A 17,985-nucleotide genomic window follows, 5' to 3' on the forward strand; every position below is an offset into this window, starting at 1 on the left:
ATTGATTACGTTTTGCTTGTTCAGTTTTCAAGGTTCATTTAGCAACCATCTCTCGACAGCAACTTTTATATTATAACACCTTTTTCATTTTGTTGTCAACACTTTTTTAAAACGTTTTTTCAAATCAATGGAGACAACTTTTAAAGTATATTATAATCAATCATCCATGTCAACATCTTATTTCAAATTGCTTTTGAAGTTCTAATGTTGTTAATTGCGTTGTCTTAACGACAAGTAATAATTTATCATGTTATAGAGGCCTTCGCAAGTGTTTTTTACACAAAATCTAATTTAATTTAATAAACTTGCTTTAATAAGCTATTTTGCGCAATTACGAGAATTGTAAATCATAGTATCTTTCCTTATTTAATTTATTATTTGTTTTACTATACATCTCTTTCTATTAATTCTCAATATCTTAAATTAAAATACTACTTAATTTTCAAGTTAAATATAGCTCATAAAACTTTAAAATTACTTCCTTAATAAAAACTACAAATCTAATTATGTTGTTAATGAAAATAAGCAGGCGCTAAAGTACTTCTACTTTAGCGCCTGCTTATTCCTAACATGTCCCTATTTTATGTCATTACCTTGAGGGTCAACTATATTTAAGCACCACAAGAAGTTATCCCATGCTGAATACCAGCCACTAAAGATTTCAGAAGAATCGTCCCAACGAACATCAAATTTCTTATGGCCATCTATTTCCACTAAATATAAAGTAAGTGTCTCGTCTTTTTTAGCAACGACTAATTTCATACCATGCTCGAGCTCTTCCTCCGTAAATGGAACATCAGAAACAGAACGTAATTGTGCCTGTTCAAATACTTGTTTGTTAATAATTTTGTAATTCATTATAAGCCCCCAATAAAATACTTCTTTTTATACTTATTGTATTTGATTTGAAAAACATAGAACTATAAAAGTATAACCTAAATATAATCTACGTTTAAACAACTTAATTTTTTTCATTGAGCAAAAAGAAGAGAACTCACCTATCCTGTGAATTCTCCTCTTAATCCATTGACTGCTCTTAGTAGCTCTATAAAGAGCCTACGCAGTAATTTATTTTGTAATATGACGCATTGTTGGGAATAATAATACATCACGAATTGATGGTGAATTTGTTAGTAGCATGATTAAACGGTCAATACCTATACCTAAACCACCTGTTGGAGGCATACCATATTCTAATGCTTCAATGAAATCATTGTCCATTTCATGTGCCTCATCATTACCTGCTTCTTTTTCTGCTAATTGCGCTTCAAAGCGTTGGCGTTGGTCGATAGGGTCATTTAACTCTGTGAAGGCATTGGCGTGCTCACGACGAACGATAAATAACTCAAAGCGATCTGTAAAACGCTCGTCCTCTGGATTTTTCTTCGCAAGAGGTGAGATCTCTACTGGGTGACCATATACAAATGTAGGCTGTACAAGCGTCTCTTCTACTTTTTGTTCGAAGAATTCATTGATAATATGGCCTACTTCATGAACATCCTTCACTTCTACTCCATGCTCTTTAGCAAGCGCTTGTGCTTGTTCTTTTGTCATTGACTGCCAGAAGTCTACACCTGTTGCCTCTTTTACAGCGTCAACCATGTGAACTCGTTTCCAGCCTACTGCAAGGTTGATTTCATCTTCACCATATTGAACTGATGTTGTACCAAGAACTTCTTGGGCAACATGTGCAATAAGGTTTTCAGTTAGAGACATGATATCTTGATAATCAGCATATGCTTCATATAGTTCTATCATTGTAAATTCAGGGTTGTGGCGTGTAGAGATTCCTTCATTACGGAACACACGGCCGATCTCGTATACTTTCTCTAAACCACCAACTATTAAACGTTTTAAATGCAATTCGATGGCAATTCGCATATATAATTCCATATCAAGGGCATTGTGATGTGTAATAAACGGACGAGCAGCCGCGCCACCAGCAATTGTGTGAAGCATTGGTGTTTCTACTTCTAAGTATCCAGCATTATCTAAATAATTTCGGATTGCACGAATAATTTTTGAACGCGTGATAAATGTTTTTTTGCTATCTTCATTTGTCATTAAATCTAGATAACGTTGGCGATAACGTTGCTCAACATCCTGTAAGCCATGGAATTTCTCTGGCATAGGACGTAGCGCTTTTGTAAGGAATGTGAATTCCTCAGCCTTTACAGAAAGTTCTCCCACTTGTGTACGGAACACGTTACCACGCACACCTACGATATCTCCTAAATCAGCTTGTTTAAATAATTCATACGCTTCTTCGCCTACATGATCTTGACGAACATAAATTTGAATTTGACCATTTAAATCTTGAATATGTGCAAAGCCAGCTTTTCCTTTACCACGTTTCGTCATAATACGTCCCGCAATAATTACCTCTTGAAGGTTTTCTTCAAGCTGCTCTTTTGTTTGATCTGCAAATTGCTCACGTACTCCTGTTGATAAATGTGTACGCTCAAAACGGCATCCAAATGGATCTTGTCCGTTTTCTTGTATCGTTGTCATCTTTTGGCGTCTCACCAATAGTTGATCATTTAATTCTTCTATATTTGACACTTGTTTCACTCCTTAAGTAAATTGTCCGCGTTTACGTCCATAATATTTCTATTGTACACAATTTTAGTGCTGTAATCATCTGTTTCAATTTATTTTCAATCCAATACAAAATAATTAATAATTCTAAAAATTAAAGGTACTGCTGAAAAGGCGCCTCTATTAAATTATAGAGACGCCCATAATAAAAACTATATTATTAATTCTTTGGCTTCCGGTACAATCAATTTTGATTCGCTCTCTTCATATTCCTGTACAAGACCATTTAATAATGCACGAAGTTCTGCCGCAGTTTCTGTTTGGTTAATAGCATTGCGTGCCTTACCATTGCCTCGGATTCCTTTTAAATACCATGATGCATGCTTACGCATTTCCCGTACTGCAATTCCTTCTCCTTTTAATTGAAGAAGTCGTTCAAAGTGTAGTAAACATACGTCCATTTTTTCACGTACACTTGGCTCTTCTTTTAATTCACCTGTTGCTAGGTATTGAACGGTACGATAAATCATCCATGGATTACCTAAAGCTGCACGTCCAATCATTACTGCATCTACACCTGTAGTTTCCAGCATACGTTTAGCGTCTTGTGGTGTTTCCACATCCCCATTACCAAGTACAGGAATGTTGACATTTTCCTTCACTTGGCGAATGTAATCCCAGTTCGCTTTACCTTCATACATTTGTACACGTGTACGACCATGAACTGCTACTGCAGCTGCACCTGCACGCTCAACAGCTTGAGCGTTTTCAATTGCAAAGATATGTTCTTCATCCCAACCAATACGCATTTTTACGCTAACAGGCTTTTTAACAGCATCCACAACAGCTGCTACCATCTCATATACTTTATTGGGATCTAGTAATAAGCGTGCTCCCGCTTCACATTTTATGATTTTATTGACAGGACACCCCATGTTGATATCAATAATGTCAGCAGTCGTATTTTCATCCACATATTTTGCTGCTTCTACTAAGGTTGCTTTATCTCCACCAAAAATTTGCAGTGACAGGGGATTTTCTCGTTCATCGATATAAAGCATACCTAATGTTTTTTCATTTTTTTGGACAATGCCCTTATCACTAATCATTTCAGCGTATACGAGACCTGCCCCAAACTCCTTAACCGTTAATCGGAAAGCAGAGTTGCAAATCCCAGCCATTGGCGCTAATACTACCCGATTGTCCATGACAATATCGCCAATTTGAAATGGCTTTTCTGTTGACTGACCCAACGTTTTTCTTCCTCCTCTATAGGCTTTACCTATTTTTCTCTATCTATCGTTAATGCTATACGCTGATAATTCGTTCTTACACAATTACTTAATTCACAATTGAAGGCTCATTAAAGGGTTGCCAGAAGATTACGCCTTCCTTTTCACAATCCATTTGCTGTAACAGATCATGTGCTTGTTGTAGCTGTTCATCAAGTGGTGAAGGTGTAATCTCTGCAAGCGGTGCTAGGACGAATGCTCGCTCGTACATTCTTGGATGAGGAACAATTAAGCTCTCCGTTTCAATATTCTCTTGATTGTAAAGTAAAATGTCAAGATCAATAACTCTTGGGCCCCAACGGAATTCTCTTACACGCCCTAATTCCTGTTCGATTGCTTGGCAAATCTTCAACATCTCAATAGACGATATAGCTGTTTTTAGATGAACAGCTATATTTAAAAAATCTGCCTGATCCGTATAACCTACAGCAGCCGTTTCATAAACAGATGAAACACGAATAAGCTCAATTTCCTTCTTTTCCTTTAAAAGGGCTACTGCATGCTGAAGATTCTCATATCTCTCTCCCATATTTGTTCCGATAGATAAGTAGACATCCTTCATTAGAAATCACCCCTCGTAACCTCAACAGAGACTTCTTTATAATAGCCATGAATGGGTGGATCTGGCTTAATGAGCTCTACACGCACTCCCTTTACTTTTTCAGGATAGGTTGCTAAAATCGCATTTGCTATTTTCACAACAAGAGCCTCAATAAGCTTAAACGGTTCGCCCTCTACAATATCACGGCATAACGCATACACCTCTGCATAATTAACGGTATAAGAAAGATCATCCGTTTCGCCAGCTTTTGTCATGTCTACAGCAAGCGAAACATTTGCTCGAAAGCGTTGGCCTAGAGTAGTTTCTGCTGCTAATACACCATGATAACCATAAAACTGCATGTCCTTTAAATGAATATAATCCATTATGCTTCCTCCTTGAACAAACGTTTGCCCACTAATACATCCGCCATATACGTTGCCCTCGCCATTTCCTTTACATCGTGAACTCTTATCATATGACAGCCCTTTTCAATTCCATAAACCACTGTTGCACTTGTCCCTTCAAGACGCTCCTCAACAGGTAGCTTTAAGACATTACCAATCATTGATTTACGAGATGTTGCTAACAATACAGGATAGCCCATAGCCACTAAATCTGATAAGTGTTGCATCATCGAAATATTTTGCGCAGTGTTTTTAGCAAAGCCGATACCTGGATCTAAGATGATATGATGATCGGGAACTCCCGCTTGCTGTGCAATAGTAATACTTTCTTCTAAATCTGCCTTTGCAGTCGGCCAAAAATCAACACCATAATCCATATTTTTGCGATTATGCATTAAAATGATCGGAACATGTAAGTGTGCAGCAACCTGAGCTATTTCTGGTTCAGCCTTCGCTCCCCAAATATCATTGATGATATGTGCGCCCGCTTCAATTGCGGCACGGGCTACCCTTGCTTTATACGTATCAACGGAAATAATGACCTTTACTTCCTTTGCTAACGCTTGAATAACAGGCACGATACGTGCAATTTCATCTTCATCTGAAATTCGTTCATACCCAGGGCGCGTAGATTCTCCACCTACATCAATAATTTTTGCTCCTTCAGCCACCATTTTTTTCGCTTGGGTAACAGCAGCCTCCACATTGTTATACTTTCCTCCATCTGAGAAGGAGTCAGGTGTAACATTTAGAATCCCCATAATAAATGTTTCTTGTGTATAGTCTAGTGTAATCCCATTAATCGTTAATGGTTTCGTATATTTTTCTAGCATGTAAACGCTCCTTCTATCCTTGCTCGACTTCTTGAACATATGCCTTATGCAAAATCGAATAAATAGGTCCTTTATTGCCTAAAAAATGCTGGTCTTCCAAGCTCCGAATAGGCACAATCTCTTGTACTGAATTGGTAATGAAGCATTCCGTACTTTGTAGTAAATCCTCTTTTGTATAAAAACCTTCTCGTACGTCAAGATTTAGTGCACTAGCCTTGTCTAAAACCCATGCACGAATAATCCCCGGTAAAATGCCTGTCTCCAAAGAAGGCGTATATAGTATATCATTTTTTATCCAAAATACATTTGATGTCACACCTTCAGCCACATAGCCTGTTTCTGTTAAAAAGAAACCTTCTTGTTGAGCCAGTGAAGGCATTTCAAAGCGACCAAGTACGTTATTGCCGTAATGATGCGATTTAACGCGTAAGGCTTGTTCAGGTGTATTGCGTGGTATGGTAAGCCATTTTGCAGTCTTTTCAGTTCCACGCTGTGTGTCTTGGAGTTCCTTGCGAAAAATAATGACATTAGGTTGTTTATATTCTGTTGGCTGTAATCCAATATTATGCTCTCCCGCAGATACATTTAAACGGAAGTAACCATCCTGACCGCCCGCCAGTTGATTTAGTTGTTGCACAACCTCAAGTAAAACACTCTGAGAATAGTTTAAATGAATGTGATATTGTGACAAAGCATGCTGTAATCTTTCCATATGTGCTTCCCAGTAAAATACCTGACCTCCATATGTTCGGAACGTTTCAAAGAATCCTAATCCATATAAAAATCCATGATCAAATGGAGAAATCCGTAAATCCTGCGCCGCCATATAGTTCCCGTTCATCCAGCACTGCATCTATTTCACTCCTTCTACATACGTCTCAATAAATTGGCGAAGAAGTTGTTTACCTTGCTCCGTCATAATGGATTCTGGATGATATTGTACACCCTCAATAGGATATTCCTTATGACGAAGACCCATAATTTCTCCCTCTTCCGTCCAAGCTGTTACTTCTAGACACGCTGGTAAGGTTTCCTTCTCTACAATAAGAGAATGATAGCGGGTTGCTTGAAACGGATTTGGCATACCTTTATGCAAGCCTATTTCAGCATGCAGTACAGGTGATGTCTTACCGTGCATTAAACGTTCGGCACGGATGACTTGACCGCCAAACACCTGTGCAAGTGCCTGATGACCAAGGCAAACTCCTAAAATCGGAATATTTCCCGCGAAATATTTAATAATGTTCAGGCTTTCACCCGCCTCATTTGGACTACATGGCCCTGGAGAAATAACAATCATATCGGGTGCGAGTTGTTCTATTTCCTCTACTGTAATAACATCATTACGTTTTACTACTATATCCTGACCAAACTCACCCAAATATTGGACAATGTTATAAATAAATGAATCATAATTATCGATCATTAAAATCATTTTACTCGCTCCTCTGCCATTGCCTTCGCCTGCCACATTGCCTTCGCTTTATTTAAAGATTCCTGATACTCTCTTTCTGGAACAGAGTCAATGACGATACCTGCTCCAGCCTGAATATGTGCAACTCCATTTTTTATAAATGCTGTACGGATCACAATATTGAGTTCCATATCACCCTTAAAGCCAAGCCAGCCAATTGAACCTGTATATAAACCACGTCGTACAGGCTCTAGTTCTTCAATGATTTCCATAGTGCGAATCTTTGGCGCTCCTGTAATTGTCCCACCTGGGAACATCGCACGAATAACATCTGCATTCGTTTTACCTTCTGCTATTTCTCCACGCACATTTGAAACGATATGCATAACATGTGAATAGCGCTCAATGACCATGAACTCATCCACTTCCACTGTTCCATAGGTTGAGACACGTCCTAAATCATTGCGCTCTAAATCTACTAACATCACATGCTCAGCACGCTCTTTGTCATTATCTATTAATTCTTGAGCCAACGCTAAATCTTCCACTTCGGACTTTCCTCTTGGTCGAGTGCCTGCGATTGGTCTGGTTGACAACTCATTGCCTTGACGCTTGACTAGTAACTCTGGTGATCCAGAAACAACAGAAAAATCAGGTGCTTCAATATACGCCATATAAGGTGACGGATTAAACGCTCGAAGTGCCTCATAGACATCAAGTGCAGTAGCATTAAGTTTCTTAGACTGCCGAACAGATAAATTCACTTGAAAGACATCGCCTTGAGAGATATACATTTGAATTTTTTTAACTGCTGCCTCGAAATCAGCTCCTGCAAATGAAACAAGCAACTCATTCTCATCATTCATAACTTCTACAGCAGATGTTTTCTCAAATTTACGCGAGACTAATCCAGCCTGTGCTGCAACCTGCCAGTTGTTAGCCCATTCTTCCAAGCTGACCTCACTATCTTCTAGCTTCATAAGTGTCACTATATTCGTTTTTACATCATGTACTGCCCAACAATCAAAAATATAATAAAAAATATCTGGTACATGTAGGTCATCCGTTGCCGTATTAGGAAGCTCCTCAATTTTACGAGCATAATCATACGACACAAATCCAATAGCCCCTCCCTGAAAAACCGGAAGCTCTGCATTATATATAACCTGATATTCCGCCACAAGCTCTTCTAGTAAGTCAAGTGCCTCTCCTTGTAAAACCTCTTGTCTACCATTTCTCCATTTTACTAAAAGCCCACCCTCTACTGAACGTGCGGTAGCTAATGGATTCCACGCAGCTATTGAAAAATGTCCACCACGTCCACTTTCTAAAAATACATGTGCTTGCTGAGTCTCTGACTGTTCTTTATAACTATAAAAAAATGAATCTGCATCCATCGTTAATGTTTTCGTAAGTATTGTTTTCAAGTTATTTTCCCCTTTAAACATATGATGTGATTCCATCTTAACTTGATTATTACATAGAAGCGAATATTTTTATAATTATCATAGTATCCATGTTTTCACACTAAAAAAGGGCCCCTTTATAAAGGAGCCCTTACATAAAAAAATTGAATTAGTCTTCAAATTGATATAAAGGTGTTGATAGGTAACGCTCACCATTAGAAGGCACAATAGCAAGGACATTCGAACCCTTACCTAAACGTTTTGCCGCTTCAATTGCAGCATAGATTGCAGCACCAGATGAAATACCACATAGAATTCCTTCTTCACGCGCTACTTTACGTGCTACTTCAAAAGCAACCTCATTTTCAACAGGGAATACTGAAGAATAGACTTCCGTATCTAAAACTGCTGGTACAAATCCAGCGCCAATTCCTTGAATTTTATGTGGTCCTGGTTGCCCACCAGAAAGAACTGGTGAATCTTTTGGTTCTACAGCAATGATTTCAATGTTTGGATACTTTTCTTTTAAGACAGCACCCGCACCAGTAATTGTACCACCTGTACCTACACCAGCAACAAAAGCATCAAGTGTTAGGCCATCAAATGCTTCTACAATTTCTGGTCCTGTTGTTAGACGGTGAATTACCGCGTTCGCAGGATTTGTAAATTGTTGTGGTAGGAAGTAGCCATGTTCTGCAGACAGTTCTTCTGCTTTAGCAATTGCACCTTTCATACCTGCTGGACCAGGTGTTAATACAAGCTCTGCACCATAAGCTCGCAATAAATTACGACGCTCTAAGCTCATAGTTTCTGGCATAACTAAAATGGCTTTATAACCTTTAGCAGCTGCAATCATCGCAAGACCAATACCTGTATTACCAGATGTCGGCTCAATAATCGTACCACCAGGTTTTAATGTCCCGTCTTTTTCCGCAGCTTCAATCATAGCTAAAGCTAGACGGTCTTTCACCGAGCTTCCCGGATTAAAATATTCTAATTTTACATACACAGTACCTTCATTTTCACTTGTTGCATGATTTAATTTTACAATTGGTGTTTTACCAACTAATTCAGCTACCGAGTTTGCTAATCTACTCATTTACTAATCCACTCCCAATCCCTACTATTTTTATAGGTTTTACTTATTTTGTATTTTATCAATTTTTCCATTCGATTGTCAATAAATAAAACTAATATTTTCAGAATATTTATCATTGCTATGAAAAGGAAAAATCTTATCCTCACTAAAGAAAAAGAACCTGCATTTATTGGGTAATTCACTACGAATGCCTGTAAGTTTGATCAGACTCATTTTACCCCGCAAAACCTGCAGACTCTCTTCATGTATTATTTTTCTTTTTTAGTCTCTCCATAATACCAAGTAGCATTAAATTCCGACCAAAATGCTTCCGGCGTAACAGATTGCGGTAATTGCTCTAAAGCTAATTCTCGCTCAATATGTTCTTTCACATCGTCATATGTAAAGGATTGTCCTTCTAATATCTCTTGTACTTGAACAATGCCATAATGACCATTATCTAACTTAAAGGCTTTACTTACCTCATCTGCCTTTAGTGATTTTACAGTATTAATAATTGCAGGGTCTACATTTTCCTGATTTTCTGTAAGGAAACCAATATCCCCTCCTAAACTCGCTGAAGCACTATCAACAGAAATTTCTCGTGCCAGCACTGTAAAATCAGAGCCATTTTTTAATTCACCCAGTGCCTCATCAGCAGCTTTTTTTGAATCGACCTCAATAAAATTCGTACGATAGCTTGTTTTTGTATTATATAAGCCTTGATTTTCCTCATAATACTTTTCAACGTTTTCTTCCTCTATCACTACATCTTTCGTGAGTACCTTATCCAATATAAGCTGTGATCGAATCTTTTGGCGTAGTTGCTCTGCCGAAAGATTTTGCATGGCTGTATCATACAAATCTTGAGCAGATCGCATTAACGCTAATTCCAGATCAATTTCTTTATCAGTAACTTTAATTTTATATGTTTTTGCGGCCTTTTCCATTACCGTTTCATTTACTAAATTTTGGAGTGTTTCTTTACCATATCGTTCTTCCATAGCAATCATCCACTCTTGGCGTGTGATAACATCCCCGTCAATGGCAGCGACTTGTTCGTCGCTACCAATTTCCTGACCTTTGTTCGGGATCAACCAACTAATGAACCATAATACATTTCCTAATAACAAAACGGCTATGACAGCTAAAGCAGGCTTTGTCTTTAAACGACGTTGCAATAAAGGAGTTTGGTTTGGTGTTACATTGGTTGAAGGTCGCCGATTACGCGTTGAGCTCATCGATAAACCCTTCTAGCTCATCTTTAGAAAAGCTATATGTCTCTAAGCAGAAGTGACATTGTGCCTCTGCACCGCCGTCCTCATCAATCATTTCTCTAATCTCTGCAGTTCCTAGACCTAAAATTGCCGCACCAAACCGCTCTTTTGAACATTGACATTTAAATTCAACTGGCATGGAATCTAAAATTTGTAGATGTCCATTTCCTAATACAGCTTCTAAAATTTGCTCTGGTGTAAAGCCTTTTTCAATCATTTTGGAAACAGGCTCTATTGTAGCAAGGTGTTGCTCAATTTCAGTTATCGTTTCTTCCTCACAACCTGGCATTAATTGAAGTATAAATCCGCCAGCTGCAAGAATAGTGTTGTCTGGATTAACTAATACGCCTAAACCTACAGATGATGGTACTTGCTCAGATGTAGCAAAATAATAAGTAAAATCTTCAGCAATTTCGCCTGAAACAATTGGTGTTTGTCCTGAAAACATATCTCTTAAACCAAGGTCTTTAACAATTGTAAGAGCACCTTCTGTTCCAACACCTGCTCGAACATCTAGCTTACCTTGCTCGTTTAAATCAAAGTGTACATGAGGGTTTGTCACAAATCCACGCACTTCTCCATGTGCATTACTATCAATTACCATTGGGCCAATTGGACCGTTGCCTTCAATTTTAATAGTAATTTTCTCTTCACCTTTTAGCATGGCTCCCATCATAACTGCCGCTGTCATTGAACGACCTAAAGCTGCTGATACAACTGGCCATGTATCGTGACGGCGTTGCACTTCTCCTACTGTGGCTGTTGTACGTGCTGCAAACACACGAACTTGTCCATTAAATCCTAAACCTCTTACTAAATAATCACTCATAAATGGAATGTCCCTCATTTCCTATTGGTTACGTTTATAGAGCTTATATAAACCCTTTAACGTTAAAAATGGATCTACAACATCTATAATTTGTGTCTCCCCTGCAATTAGATTTGCTAATCCACCTGTAGCAATAACTAATGGCTCCTCTTTACTTTGTGCTTTTATACGATTAACAATGCCCTCAACTTGCCCGACAAAGCCATAAAAAATTCCCGCCTGCATGGCAGAAACGGTCGTTTTCCCCACGATATGTGTAGGTCGAACGATTTCAATACGCGGCAATCTTGCAGCCTGTGTATAAAGAGCCTCTGTAGAAATAGTGATGCCTGGCGCAATAGCTCCCCCCATGTAATCGCCCTTTTCGTTCAAATAACAATAGGTTGTTGCTGTCCCAAAATCAACTATGATACAAGGGGCCTTATATAAATCTAGAGCTGCTATGGCATTCACTATGCGATCAGACCCAACCTCACGTGGATTTTCGTATTTAATATTTAAACCCGTTTTTACACCTGGTCCTACTACCAAAGGCTTTTTTCGAAAATACTTCTGGCACATCGCCTCTAGGGAAAACATAATTGGTGGCACAACTGAGGATATAATAATGCCTGTTATTTGTTCAAATGAAATGCCTGCATGATTAAAAAAGGAAAGAACTTGCATGGCATATTCATCTTCTGTTTTATGAAGATCCGTCACCATACGCCAATGGAAGGCTAATTGATCGTTGTCATCATAGACACCTAAAACAATATTTGAATTCCCTGCATCTAAAACTAAAATCAAAAATGACACCTCCCATATCGTCATTGTAACTTTCGCAATCCCCATATTACAACATTCTCTCTAACTGGAATGAGGATAAAACACTTTAGAAAATGATACCATACTTTTTATCTTGATTCAGCAGATGTTGTTTGTACTGTAGGGGGCATGCTAGGTACAGCATCGTCTACTACAAATGGAGATCAAAACTATATTGTTTCATCCTTCCATAAAAAGAGGCACCTAAATATGGCCGCCTCTCTTAAGATCATTTGAAATTAAATTTTTCTGGATCTGGACCACAACGCAGTCCATCGTTCATTGCATCCAACTGTGTCATTTCCTGCTCAGTTAACGCAAAGTCAAAAACAGCTAGGTTTTCAGTCATACGTGCAGGTGTCATCGTTTTTGGAATCGTGACAACATCATGTTGTACATCATAGCGTAATACAATCTGTGCAGGCGTTTTGCCGTATTTAGCGGCTAGCTCTTGAATCAAAGTTTCTTCCAGTAGAGAACCATTCATCAACGGAGACCATGCCTCCACCTGTATCCCCTTATCCTTACAGTAAGCACGTACTTCCTCCTGTGTTAAGTGCGGATGGAATTCAATTTGATTAATAACAGGGACGACAGTCGTTGCCTTCAAAAGGCTTTCTAAATGGTGTACGTGGAAATTACTAACTCCAATTGAACGTACTCGACCATCTTGGTAAATCTTTTCTAGCGCTTTATAAACCTCAAGATAATTTTGGTCTATTCCAGGCCAATGTACTAAATATAAATCCAAATAGTCTAATCCTATTTTTTCTAAACTGCTGTCATATGCCGCAAGTGTTTCTTCATAGGAAAGTCCATCGTTCCAAACTTTGGATGTGATAAATAATTCTTCACGAGTTACCAAGCCTTCTTCAATGGCTGCTCGTATTCCTCGTCCAACACTTTCTTCGTTTCGATATACTTGTGCTGTATCAATACTACGATAGCCTTTTGCTATAGCTGTTTTGACTGCTTCAGCTAGGTCATCTCCTTCGGGTACTCGAAAGACACCATAACCAACCAAAGGCATTTTAAGACCATTATTCAATACAACATTTCCCACGCATATACACTCCTATCTTTTTTGGCTAACATCTCTCTAAATGGCAGAGTTGCATGCAGCTTGTCTTTTTTACTACTTTATCCTAATGCTTATTAGCAAGAAAAGGCAAAGAAAAAGACTGCTTACTGAACTAGTAAACAGTCTTCCCTATTTTTAATCACGTTTTTCATCGATACCCTTAGGTGCATCATTTGGTTCTTTACGTTCTTTTGCTAGATCCAAAGTTGTTGGATTTGGCTCTTTACTTAATAGCTCTTTTTCAACAACTGGTTCGCCAATAGTATCTAATGTAGGCTTTGCTTCAATCTTTGGAGTGTTCTCCTCAATTTTTTCTACAGCCTCTGGTTCTGGTAATACACCATGATCACGTAAATGCTCAATTTCCTGTGCATTTAATGTTTCTTTTTCCATTAGTGTATTGGCAATTAAATCAAGCAGGTGACGCTTTTCCGTAAGGATACGCTTAGTACGCTCATATTGTGTATCAATAATTTTTTGCATTTCTTTATCAATTTCATAGGCGATTGAATCAGAATAGTTCTGGTCAGAATTAAAGTCGCGGCCAAGGAATACATTACCACCTTGACTTGAACCAAATTGCATTGCGCCAAGATTCTCACTCATTCCGTATTCAGTAACCATAGCACGGGCAATGCTTGTTACCTTTTGGAAATCGTTATGCGCTCCAGTAGAAACTTCACCAAGAACAATTTCTTCAGCTACACGACCACCAAGAAGACCTGCAATACGATCTAAAAGCTCTTGTTTGGTAGTAAAGAAGCGCTCTTCCTTCGGTAACATAATCGCATATCCACCAGCTTGCCCACGAGGAACAATTGTTACTTTGTGTACTGTATCAGCCTCATCTAGTTCAAGACCAACGACTACGTGGCCAGCTTCATGGAAGGATACTAGTTTCTTCTCTTTGGCAGAATATACACGACTGGCTTTTGCAGGACCAGCGATTACTCGGTCTGATGCTTCATCGATATCTGCCATATTAATAGTGCGTTTACTTTTTCGAGCCGCTACAAGCGCTGCCTCGTTTAGTAAGTTTTCTAAATCCGCACCTGAGAAACCTGGTGTACGTTGAGCAACAGCTGCTAAATCAACTGTATCTGCTAAAGGCTTATTGCGTGCATGTACTTTAAGAATTGCTTCACGACCTTTTACATCAGGGTGTCCTACTGTAATTTGACGGTCAAAACGGCCTGGACGTAATAACGCTTTATCTAAAATATCTGGGCGGTTTGTTGCGGCAATGATAATAATCCCTTCATTGGCACCGAAACCATCCATTTCAACTAATAACTGGTTTAATGTTTGTTCACGCTCATCATGGCCTCCACCGAGACCAGCACCACGTTGACGACCTACTGCATCAATCTCATCGATAAAGATGATACATGGAGCATTTTTCTTAGCATTTTCAAATAGATCTCGAACACGTGAAGCACCTACACCGACAAACATTTCTACGAAGTCAGAACCTGAGATAGAGAAGAATGGGACGCCTGCTTCACCTGCTACTGCTCGTGCAAGTAATGTTTTACCTGTACCTGGAGGACCTACAAGTAAGATACCCTTTGGAATACGGGCACCAATTTCAGTGAATTTGCGGTGGTCTTTTAAGAATTCTACCACTTCGACAAGTTCTGCTTTCTCTTCATCAGCACCTGCTACATCTGTAAAACGTACTTTTTTCTTTTGATCATCATACAGTTTAGCTTTACTTTTACCAAAGCTCATCACTTTATTACCGCCACCTTGAGATTGACTCATTAGGAAGAAGAATAAGAAAATGATGATAATGAAAGGAATAATTCCTGTGAAGAATTGAATCCATCCACTTGTTTCTGGTGCTGCTAAAAAACTAATATTACTATTTTTATCCTTAGCAGCCTCATCGATGCGGTCCATTAAAGATTGGTTTTCACGAGGGATGTTTAAAGTAAAACTTTCCCCTTTTTCATACCCCTTCAGTGTTCCTTCAACGACGTAAACTGATTTATCAGGTTGAATTGTAGCACTTGTTATTTCTTTCTTATCTAGAGCTTCTTGAAACTCATGATAAGTTAATTCTTTCGTTGGTGAATTTCCACCATTGAAAGTACCAAAAATACCGATAATCACTAGGAAAATCAGTAGATAGAATATGGTATATCGAAATATTCGATTCATCTCCAGCCTCCTCATTACAAACAGAAAAATTATAAGTAAAATCTTAACATATCATGATTTCATCATACAACGAAAAGCCCTACTTAAAAAATGTTTCGTTCACTTATTGCCGTTATCACAACAGTTTTTAGGCCATCTTTATATGTCCCAGCGTAATTGTACCTGTTCCTCGGGCTCGATATAGCTAAACATTGTGTCAAGATTTTGAATTATGTTCAACATAACAAAAAATACGTGACTTGCGCTGGAGACCTTTACTTTTTATAGCTGGTCTTTTGTATCTTAGAAAGAATATACCTCAGGCTTCAAAATACCGATATAAGGTAAGTTACGATATTTTTCAGCGTAATCTAAGCCATATCCTACAACAAAGCCATCTGGCACTTCAAAACCAACATAGTCAGCAGATAAATTTACTTTTCGGCCTGATGGTTTATCAAGTAATGTAACAATTTTAATGGACTTTGCTTTGCGGTATTTAAATAAATCTACTAGATAGCTTAAAGTTAAACCACTATCAATAATGTCCTCGATAATTAATACGTCACGCCCCTCAACGCTTGTATTCAAATCCTTTAAAATCTTTACTTCACCAGACGACACGGTAGCATTACCATAGCTAGACACATCCATAAAATCAAGTTCGATGAAAGAATCGAAGCGTTTCATTAGGTCTGTCATAAATGGCATTGCCCCTTTAAGTACGCCAACAGCTAATGGAAATGCATCTTTGTATTCCTCTGTTAATTGCGCGCCTAAGTCTGCAATTCTTTCTTGCAGTTGTTCTTCTGTAATCATAATTTTTTCGATGTCGTTTTGTAACATATCGATTCCTCCTCGTGATGTATCAAAAAATCTTCACCCTATTTCGGTGAAATATTTTACAAAGACCTTAGTCTACGATGAGCACTGTATCATCGTTTGGTTGCGGAGTGGTTGAAAAAAATATTCCCATACGCACACCAATTACCGCTACCACCTCATCAGATTGAGAAATCAGTAACGGCCAGCTATTTCGCTCATTTAAAGGAATCTTTTCATCTATAAAAAGGCGAGATAAGCGTTTTGGCTGATCCATTCCTTTTAACAGCATTCTATCTCCATCCTTGCGTGCCCGAACATAGAGCGGTAGGTGGAGTTTGCTAGCGTTAAAATAAAAAAGTTGTGCAGTATCCGTCAGCAATTCAGACGATAAATCATGCAAATTGACTAGGCGTAAGCGCTCACCATTTGTCAGTGTTGTCCAGCCATTAGCAGTCAAAATAACCTGTTTCTCAGGAGAAGCTAGGCCCTCTAACGGCTCATTTTTCTGAATCGTTAATTTTCCATAACGGCGAACTGCTAGAAAATCTTCAGGTAAGTGAATTTCAGCATACCCTGCTGTTGTATCACAAAGCTTTAAAATTGAAGTCAATAAGGCATAACTTTGTATCGTATTTGAATCTTTGTAAAGATAGTTTAATAGTATTAAAATGAGCCTCCTTTGTAAAGCAAGTGGTACCAATTGAAATGCCTCAATTTCCATGCTATATGTATTTTCATTATTTCTTATGATGATTTGGGAAAATACATCTTGGGCCAATGTCATTAAAAAGGTATCGTCTTCTTGCAATTGCTTTGTGAAATGGGTCACCTGTTCAGTCACTCGCGGATTCTCTGCCTCCAGTAAGGGTACCACATGATGTCTGAAACGATTACGTACATAGGTATCTTTAGAATTGCTAGCATCTTCTCGATAATTTAAACCTTTTCTAAGTAAATATTCCCTTATTTCAGACTTTGTAACCGTTAAAAACGGACGAATTAATGTTTTTCCTTCAAAAAGTCTTTGAGGACGTATGCCCTGCATGCTATTCATTGTTGCATTTTTTGTAAGGGCCATTAATACTGATTCCAGTTGGTCATCCGCATGATGTGCAGTTACAAGCTTATTAGCATTTGTTTTTTGCAGAATTTCTTTGAAATATTGATACCTTTCCCTACGACAAATTAACTGTGTATTACCATTTTCCTGTGCCATTATTGCAGGTATTGAAATTTCCGTGGCATGTAGATAAATGCCATTAGCGTCACAATATTTTTGAACAAAGGCTCTATCCTCAGCAGAGGCTTCCCCCCTCAACATATGATCAACATGTACGGCTTCCACATGAATGTTCCACTGCTCCTGGGTTTGAATAAAGTAATGAAGTAAAGCCATAGAGTCTACCCCACCCGAAACGGCGACGAGAAGATGGTCGCCTTGCTGTAATAATTGCTCTTCTTCAATAAATGTTTTGACCTTTAATTCAAATGACAAACGCTTCTCCTCCCCTTTTC

Annotated in this window: 17 protein-coding genes; all 17 read right to left on the reverse strand. The window is 38.4% G+C overall.

Features of this window, described 5'->3' with window-relative positions:
* Positions 1–576: 576 nt before the first annotated feature.
* The 17 genes from V1L66_RS22365 to tilS all read right to left on the reverse strand — a co-directional run bounded on the left by V1L66_RS22365 (position 577) and on the right by tilS (position 17,965).
* Positions 577–858, reverse strand: coding sequence for a hypothetical protein (locus tag V1L66_RS22365; protein ID WP_036075669.1), 282 nt, complete (start codon positions 856–858; stop codon positions 577–579).
* A 210-nt stretch (positions 859–1,068) separates the two neighbouring features.
* Positions 1,069–2,571: a lysine--tRNA ligase gene (gene lysS, locus V1L66_RS22370; RefSeq protein WP_333006330.1), complete on the reverse strand. Its 1,503-nt coding sequence runs from the start codon at positions 2,569–2,571 to the stop codon at positions 1,069–1,071.
* A gap of 179 nt (positions 2,572–2,750) precedes the next feature.
* Positions 2,751–3,791, reverse strand: a complete 1,041-nt coding sequence (gene dusB / locus V1L66_RS22375; protein WP_036075670.1) for a tRNA dihydrouridine synthase DusB — start codon at positions 3,789–3,791, stop codon at positions 2,751–2,753.
* Between the two features lie 88 nt (positions 3,792–3,879).
* Positions 3,880–4,392: a 2-amino-4-hydroxy-6-hydroxymethyldihydropteridine diphosphokinase gene (gene folK, locus V1L66_RS22380; protein ID WP_016993606.1), complete on the reverse strand. Its 513-nt coding sequence runs from the start codon at positions 4,390–4,392 to the stop codon at positions 3,880–3,882.
* Positions 4,392–4,757, reverse strand: a complete 366-nt coding sequence (gene folB / locus V1L66_RS22385) for a dihydroneopterin aldolase (RefSeq protein WP_258860505.1) — start codon at positions 4,755–4,757, stop codon at positions 4,392–4,394. The genes folK and folB overlap by 1 nt, the downstream gene beginning before the upstream one ends.
* Entirely contained in the window at positions 4,757–5,611 is an 855-nt protein-coding gene (folP, locus tag V1L66_RS22390; protein WP_036075672.1) for a dihydropteroate synthase, read from the reverse strand. Before folP ends, folB begins: the two co-directional genes overlap by 1 nt.
* A 13-nt stretch (positions 5,612–5,624) precedes the next feature.
* The gene (gene pabC, locus V1L66_RS22395; protein ID WP_312126435.1) at positions 5,625–6,464 is read right to left on the reverse strand and encodes an aminodeoxychorismate lyase; all 840 of its coding nucleotides are present in this window, start codon (positions 6,462–6,464) and stop codon (positions 5,625–5,627) included.
* Positions 6,465–7,046 carry an aminodeoxychorismate/anthranilate synthase component II gene (pabA, locus tag V1L66_RS22400; RefSeq protein WP_036075675.1) on the reverse strand — a complete coding sequence of 194 codons (582 nt, stop codon included), beginning with the start codon at positions 7,044–7,046 and terminating at the stop codon, positions 6,465–6,467.
* Positions 7,043–8,473, reverse strand: a complete 1,431-nt coding sequence (gene pabB, locus V1L66_RS22405; protein ID WP_333006331.1) for an aminodeoxychorismate synthase, component I — start codon at positions 8,471–8,473, stop codon at positions 7,043–7,045. Before pabB ends, pabA begins: the two co-directional genes overlap by 4 nt.
* Positions 8,474–8,600: 127 nt before the next feature.
* On the reverse strand, positions 8,601–9,530 hold the full coding sequence (gene cysK, locus V1L66_RS22410) for a cysteine synthase A (RefSeq protein ID WP_036075678.1): 930 nt from the start codon (positions 9,528–9,530) through the stop codon (positions 8,601–8,603).
* 248 nt (positions 9,531–9,778) lie between these two features.
* Positions 9,779–10,750 (reverse strand): peptidyl-prolyl cis-trans isomerase, encoded by a 972-nt coding sequence (locus tag V1L66_RS22415; protein ID WP_333006332.1) that lies wholly within the window; start codon positions 10,748–10,750, stop codon positions 9,779–9,781.
* Positions 10,734–11,615: an Hsp33 family molecular chaperone HslO gene (gene hslO / locus V1L66_RS22420; RefSeq protein WP_009373570.1), complete on the reverse strand. Its 882-nt coding sequence runs from the start codon at positions 11,613–11,615 to the stop codon at positions 10,734–10,736. Before hslO ends, V1L66_RS22415 begins: the two co-directional genes overlap by 17 nt.
* Before the next feature lie 21 nt (positions 11,616–11,636).
* Positions 11,637–12,404 (reverse strand): type III pantothenate kinase, encoded by a 768-nt coding sequence (locus V1L66_RS22425; RefSeq protein ID WP_004229137.1) that lies wholly within the window; start codon positions 12,402–12,404, stop codon positions 11,637–11,639.
* Between the two features lie 247 nt (positions 12,405–12,651).
* Positions 12,652–13,485 (reverse strand): aldo/keto reductase, encoded by an 834-nt coding sequence (locus V1L66_RS22430; RefSeq protein ID WP_333006333.1) that lies wholly within the window; start codon positions 13,483–13,485, stop codon positions 12,652–12,654.
* 153 nt (positions 13,486–13,638) lie between these two features.
* Positions 13,639–15,666, reverse strand: a complete 2,028-nt coding sequence (ftsH, locus tag V1L66_RS22435) for an ATP-dependent zinc metalloprotease FtsH (protein WP_333006334.1) — start codon at positions 15,664–15,666, stop codon at positions 13,639–13,641.
* A gap of 282 nt (positions 15,667–15,948) precedes the next feature.
* Positions 15,949–16,491, reverse strand: a complete 543-nt coding sequence (gene hpt / locus V1L66_RS22440) for a hypoxanthine phosphoribosyltransferase (RefSeq protein ID WP_004229145.1) — start codon at positions 16,489–16,491, stop codon at positions 15,949–15,951.
* 67 nt (positions 16,492–16,558) lie between these two features.
* Positions 16,559–17,965 carry a tRNA lysidine(34) synthetase TilS gene (gene tilS / locus V1L66_RS22445; RefSeq protein ID WP_333006335.1) on the reverse strand — a complete coding sequence of 469 codons (1,407 nt, stop codon included), beginning with the start codon at positions 17,963–17,965 and terminating at the stop codon, positions 16,559–16,561.
* Positions 17,966–17,985: the final 20 nt, after the last annotated feature.

This window comes from Lysinibacillus sp. IITD104 (assembly GCF_036698265.2).
Lineage (GTDB): Bacteria > Bacillota > Bacilli > Bacillales_A > Planococcaceae > Lysinibacillus > Lysinibacillus boronitolerans.

What these genes read in the sequence shown, in the direction of transcription:
- pabC (WP_312126435.1), bottom strand. Translation starts at nt 6,464, where the DNA reads ATGCAGTGCTGGATGAACGGGAACTATATGGCGGCGCAGGATTTACGG.
- pabB (WP_333006331.1), bottom strand. Translation starts at nt 8,473, where the DNA reads ATGTTTAAAGGGGAAAATAACTTGAAAACAATACTTACGAAAACATTA.
- V1L66_RS22415 (WP_333006332.1), bottom strand. Translation starts at nt 10,750, where the DNA reads ATGAGCTCAACGCGTAATCGGCGACCTTCAACCAATGTAACACCAAAC.
- hslO (WP_009373570.1), bottom strand. Translation starts at nt 11,615, where the DNA reads ATGAGTGATTATTTAGTAAGAGGTTTAGGATTTAATGGACAAGTTCGT.
- pabA (WP_036075675.1), bottom strand. Translation starts at nt 7,046, where the DNA reads ATGATTTTAATGATCGATAATTATGATTCATTTATTTATAACATTGTC.
- folP (WP_036075672.1), bottom strand. Translation starts at nt 5,611, where the DNA reads ATGCTAGAAAAATATACGAAACCATTAACGATTAATGGGATTACACTA.
- folB (WP_258860505.1), bottom strand. Translation starts at nt 4,757, where the DNA reads ATGGATTATATTCATTTAAAGGACATGCAGTTTTATGGTTATCATGGT.
- cysK (WP_036075678.1), bottom strand. Translation starts at nt 9,530, where the DNA reads ATGAGTAGATTAGCAAACTCGGTAGCTGAATTAGTTGGTAAAACACCA.
- V1L66_RS22365 (WP_036075669.1), bottom strand. Translation starts at nt 858, where the DNA reads ATGAATTACAAAATTATTAACAAACAAGTATTTGAACAGGCACAATTA.
- folK (WP_016993606.1), bottom strand. Translation starts at nt 4,392, where the DNA reads ATGAAGGATGTCTACTTATCTATCGGAACAAATATGGGAGAGAGATAT.
- hpt (WP_004229145.1), bottom strand. Translation starts at nt 16,491, where the DNA reads ATGTTACAAAACGACATCGAAAAAATTATGATTACAGAAGAACAACTG.
- ftsH (WP_333006334.1), bottom strand. Translation starts at nt 15,666, where the DNA reads ATGAATCGAATATTTCGATATACCATATTCTATCTACTGATTTTCCTA.